At 67.2% G+C, this 4,777-nt stretch carries 6 protein-coding genes; all 6 read right to left on the bottom strand.

All coding sequences use genetic code 11. The features are described from left to right. On the bottom strand, window positions 1-552 hold a 552-nt coding region (locus M0P34_RS13770), incomplete at its 3' end, for a phosphatidate cytidylyltransferase (RefSeq protein WP_291500129.1). A 24-nt stretch (window positions 553-576) separates the two neighbouring features. Continuing rightward, the gene (uppS, locus tag M0P34_RS13765; protein ID WP_291500131.1) at window positions 577-1,287 is read right to left on the bottom strand and encodes a polyprenyl diphosphate synthase; all 711 of its coding nucleotides are present in this window, start codon (window positions 1,285-1,287) and stop codon (window positions 577-579) included. Between the two features lie 75 nt (window positions 1,288-1,362). Further along, complete coding sequence (gene frr / locus M0P34_RS13760) at window positions 1,363-1,917, bottom strand: ribosome recycling factor (RefSeq protein WP_291500127.1); 555 nt, start codon at window positions 1,915-1,917, stop codon at window positions 1,363-1,365. Further along, complete coding sequence (gene pyrH / locus M0P34_RS13755) at window positions 1,918-2,640, bottom strand: UMP kinase (protein ID WP_291500125.1); 723 nt, start codon at window positions 2,638-2,640, stop codon at window positions 1,918-1,920. Between the two features lie 93 nt (window positions 2,641-2,733). Further along, window positions 2,734-3,591 (bottom strand): translation elongation factor Ts, encoded by an 858-nt coding sequence (tsf, locus tag M0P34_RS13750; RefSeq protein WP_291500123.1) that lies wholly within the window; start codon window positions 3,589-3,591, stop codon window positions 2,734-2,736. Between the two features lie 2 nt (window positions 3,592-3,593). Beyond that, a complete protein-coding gene (gene rpsB, locus M0P34_RS13745; RefSeq protein ID WP_291500121.1) occupies window positions 3,594-4,382 on the bottom strand; it encodes a 30S ribosomal protein S2 in 789 nt (262 codons plus the stop codon). Between the last annotated feature and the right edge of the window lie 395 nt (window positions 4,383-4,777).

Here is a 4,777-nt window from a genome sequence, read left to right as displayed (position 1 = left end):
GCCCAGGCTCCCGGCCCAGGTCTTCTTGGGGCTGACGCGCGGCCAGATCTTCGGCCCGCCGAGGGTCGACCCGGCGTAGAAGGCCCCGGTGTCCGAAGCGAAGGTCGCCAGCAGCACCAGGGCGATCTCCATGCGCTCGAAGCCCAGGAGGAACTGGAGCATCACCGGCAGGTAGAGCAGGCCCGTGAGCAGCACCGAAGCCCGGCCATAGGAGGATTCGTCGCTCACGTCCTGCGGGCGCTCGGCATAGCGGCCCAGGAACCACAGGCTGCATACCCAGAAGGCGGCGATGAGCGCGCCAAGGATCATCCACGGCTGGCCGGTCTTGCCCGCGTAGAGGATGAGCACGCCCAGGGCCAGCCCGGCGAGCTTGAGGGGCGCGTGGCGCCCGCCGCTCCAGAACATGCTGTAGAATTCCCACAGCCCGGCGCTGGACAGGGCCGCCAGCAGGATGAACTCGGTCCAGCCGCGCAGGGTGATGGCCAGGGCCAGCAGCGGCAGCAGGATCAGGGCGGTGACGATGCGCTTTTTATGCGAGTCGGACAGGGACATGGTCGCGGGGGCCTCTTCGGCGGGTTATTCGATCTGTTCGGCGGTCTTGCCGAAGCGGCGCTTGCGCGAGGCGTACTCGGCCAGGGCCTTGTCCAGCTCGGCGGCGTCGAAGTCGGGCCACAGGGTCGGCGTGAAATACAGCTCGGAGTAGGCGCACTGGAACAGCAGGTAGTTGGACAGCCGCAGCTCGCCGCTGGTGCGGATGATCAGGTCCGGGTCGGGCTGGCCTGCGGTGTAGAGGCGCTGGGCCAGGGCCTGCTCGGTTATCTCGGCGGGGGCCAGCCCGTCCTGCGCCAGCAGCCGGGCCGCGCGCACGATTTCGTCGCGCCCGGAGTAGTTCAGGGCCAGGTTGAGGATCATGGAGCGGCCCCGGGCCGTGCGGGCCACTGTGTGGGCCAGGGCCTTGCGCGTGAGCAGGGGCAGGGCGTCCACGTCGCCCAGCACGTTCAGGCGGATGTCCTGGGCCAGCAGGGTGTCCAGCTCCTTGTCCAGGAAGCGGCGCATCAGCTCGAAGAGCGAGTCCACCTCGTCCTTGGGCCGGGCCCAGTTCTCGCGCGAGAAGGCGTACAGCGTCACATGGGCGATGCCCAGCTCGCGGCAGCGGGCCACGAAGGCCCGGGCGGCGCTGGTTCCGGCGGCGTGGCCCTGGCTGCGGGTCAGGCCCCGGGCCTGGGCCCAGCGGCCGTTGCCGTCCATGATGACGGCCAGATGGCGGGGAAGTTCCGTAGGTTGCAGGGGGTTGCTCCGTGGGCGGGGCGGCCCGCCAGTCCGGCGCCCCGGCGGGCGGGGCGCGGACCGGCGCGGGCGGCGTTAGATTTCCATGACTTCCTTTTCCTTGGCGTCCAGGGTCTTGTCCGCCTCGGCGATGTGGTCGTCGGTGATTTTCTGGATGTCGGCCTGCCCGGTGCGCAGGTCGTCCTCGGTGATTTCCTTGTCCTTCTGGAGCTTCTTGAGCTGGTCGTTGGCGTCGCGGCGGATGTTGCGCATGGCCACGCGGCAGTCCTCGGTGAACTTCTTGGCGACCTTGACCAGGTCCTTGCGGCGCTCCTCGGTGAGCGGGGGGATGTTGATGCGGATGATCTTGCCGTCGTTGACCGGGGTCAGGCCCAGGTCGGACTTCATGATGGCCTTCTCGATGGCCGGGAAGGCCCCGCGATCCCAGGGCTGGATGGTCAGGCTGCGGCTTTCGGGCACGGAAATGGAGGCGATCTGCTTGAGCGGCGTGGGCGTGCCGTAGTAGTCCACGCTGATGTCCTCGACCAGCGACGGGGTGGCGCGGCCGGTGCGCAGCTTGGCGAAGTCGTGTTCCAGGGCCGCCAGGGCCTTTTTCATGCGCTGTTTGCAATCGTCGAGAACGGACTGCATCTATTCTCCTCCTTGCACGGTTGTTCCGACATCCTCGCCGGTGACCACCTTCTTGATGTTGCCGGTTTGGAACAGGTTGAAGACGCAGATGGGCATCTCGTTGTCCATTGCCAGGGAAATGGCCGTGGAGTCCATCACCTTCAGCCGCTTGTTCAGCACGTCGATGTAGCTCAGTTTGTGGAAGAGCTTCGCGTCGTCGTGCTTTTCCGGATCCTTGTCGTACACGCCGTCGACCCTGGTCGCCTTGAGGATGGCCTGGCAGTGCAGCTCTGCCGCGCGCAGGGCGGCGGCGGTGTCCGTGGTGAAATACGGGTTGCCGGTGCCTGCGGCGCAGATGACCACCCGGCCCTTTTCCAGGTGGCGCACGGCGCGCCGCCGGATGTAGGGCTCGGAGACCTCGCGCATGGTGATGGCGCTCATCACGCGCGTCTGCACGCCGGCCTTTTCCAGGCCGTCCTGCACGGCCAGGGCGTTCATCACCGTGGCCAGCATGCCCATGTAGTCGCCCTGGGCGCGGTCCATGCCCTTGGCGCTGGCGGCCATGCCGCGGAAGATGTTGCCCCCGCCGATGACCAGGGCCACTTCCAGGCCCATGCGCACGACCTCGGCGATCTCCTTGGAGAACGCGCTGACGGATTCGGGGTCTATACCGAATTTTTTCGTGCCCGCCAATGCCTCGCCGGAGAGCTTGAGCAGAACCCGGGAGAAACGCAATGTGCTCATCTGTGGTTGCCTCGCGCTGTGAAGGTGGGGCCCGGGGGGTGCCGCCGTCCGGCCCCGGGCCAAAAAAAACGGGCCTTGCGGCCCGTTTTGGGGTTACTCGGCGTTGCTTTCGCCGCCCTCGCCAAGGGCGAGCCGGACAAAGCCTGTCACCGTTGCACCAGGGGCAGCTTCCTTCAGGTACTGCTTGATGCTCTTCTTGTCATCCTTGATGAAGGGCTGCTCCAGCAGGCAGACTTCCTTGTAGTACTTGGAAACCCGGCCCAGGACGACCTTGTCGGCGATCTCGGGGGCCTTGCCCTCCTCGATGGCCTGGTTGCGGTAGATTTCCTTCTCCTTCTCCAGCAGGTCGGCGGGCACCTCGGCGGAGCTCAGGCAGATGGGGCTGGCGGCGGCGACCTGCATGGCCACGTCGCGGGCGGCGTCGGCGTTGGCCGAGCCCGCCACGGGCACCAGCACGCCGATCTTGCCGTTGGAGTGGATGTAGGAGCCGATGCAGCCGTCGGCCGACACGGCCTTGGCGAAGCGGCCCACGCCCATGTTCTCGCCCAGCTTGGCGATGAGGTCGGTCACGTCGGCCATGCCCTCGGGCAGGTCGGCGGCGCAGCCCGTGGCCAGGCCGGTGGCGCCGACGGGCAGGTCGAGGGCGGCGACCTTGGCGGCCAGGTCGGCGGCGAACTGGCGGAACTCCTCGTTCTTGGCCACGAAGTCCGTCTCGCACATCAGCTCGGCGATGGCGGCGGTCTTGCCGTCCTGGGCGATGAAGAAGCCGATCAGGCCCTCGGAGGTGGCGCGGCCGGCCTTCTTGGCGGCCTTGGCCAGGCCCTTCTCGCGCAGGTAGGCGATGGCCTTCTCCTCGTCGCCGCCGGTTTCGGCCAGCGCCTTCTTGCAGTCCATCATGCCCGCGCCGGTCTTGTCGCGCAGGGCCTTCACCTGGGAAGCGGAAATAGCCATGTCTAGATCTCCTCGTCGTCGTCCATTTCGGCCTCGGCCCCGGGGGCGGCCTCGGTCTTGTCGTCGGCCTTGGCCTTGGCGGCGGCCTTGGTCATGGCAACCTCGTCCTGACGGGCCTCGCCCTCGAGGCAGGCGTCGGCGATGTGCGTCACGAAGAGCTTGATGGCGCGGATGGCGTCATCGTTGCCCGGGATGATGTAGTCGATGAGGTCGGGGTCGCAGTTGGTGTCGACCACGGCCACCAGCGGGATGCCCAGCTTGCGGCATTCCTTGACGGCGATTTCCTCGCGCTTGGGGTCGATGATGAACGCGGCGCCGGGCAGGGAGTCCATGTCCTTGATGCCGCCCAGGGCGTCGTTGAGCTTTTCGACCTCGCGGGTCATGCCCACGATCTCGCGCTTGGGGAACTTGTTGATGGTGCCGTCCTCGAACCAGCCCTCGATCTTCTTCAGGCGGTCGATGGAGCGCTTGATGGTCTGGAAGTTGGTCAGCGTGCCGCCCATCCAGCGGTTGGTGACGTGGAACTGCCCGGCGCGCTCGGCTTCCTGCTTCACGGCCTCCTGGGCCTGGCGCTTGGTGCCGATGAAGATGATCTTCTCGCCGCGCGAAACCACGTCGGCGATGAAGTCGTAGGCCGTCTGGAACAGGCGCACGGTCTGCTGGAGGTCGATGATGTGGATGCCGTTGCGAGCGCCGAAAATGAACGGGCGCATCTTGGGGTTCCAGCGGCGGGTCTGGTGGCCGAAGTGGACGCCGGTCTCCAGCATCTGCTTCATGCTTGCGTAAGCCATTGTGAATCCTCCTGGTCGGGTTGTTGTCCCTCCACCCCGGCACGGGGCCGCCTCCAACCCCGCACCGTGCGGGGCACCCAGGGCGGCACCGGGGTGTGTGGAATCGAAGTCCGGGGTCTATAGCCGATTCGTCCGCGATGCGCAACCCCCCGCACCCCGGGCAGTGGGATCCGGGGGGGCGCATCGCGGGCCCTGGGCAGCGGGGCCGCCCGGGCGCCCGGCTGCCGGGGGAGGGCGGCGCCGGGCCCGGGCTGGCGGGGTCGCGCCCCGGCGCTTATTTTGTCGAGTTTGAAAAAGCCATTTCTTCCGACTCAAGCAACGGACATCCCGTGTTGGTTCCTTGAACCGGAAGAGAGCCAAAGGACGAAAAGAGCGCCAAGATGCCTCAAGGCCCG

Source organism: Desulfocurvus sp. (assembly GCF_023230885.1).
Taxonomy (GTDB): domain Bacteria; phylum Desulfobacterota; class Desulfovibrionia; order Desulfovibrionales; family Desulfovibrionaceae; genus Desulfocurvus.
This window is presented reverse-complemented; position numbering and strand designations above follow the sequence as displayed.

Bases quoted from the DNA above. Each gene is read 5' to 3' on its own strand.
- frr (WP_291500127.1), bottom strand. From the start codon at position 1,917: ATGCAGTCCGTTCTCGACGATTGCAAACAGCGCATGAAAAAGGCCCTG.
- pyrH (WP_291500125.1), bottom strand. From the start codon at position 2,640: ATGAGCACATTGCGTTTCTCCCGGGTTCTGCTCAAGCTCTCCGGCGAG.
- tsf (WP_291500123.1), bottom strand. From the start codon at position 3,591: ATGGCTATTTCCGCTTCCCAGGTGAAGGCCCTGCGCGACAAGACCGGC.
- rpsB (WP_291500121.1), bottom strand. From the start codon at position 4,382: ATGGCTTACGCAAGCATGAAGCAGATGCTGGAGACCGGCGTCCACTTC.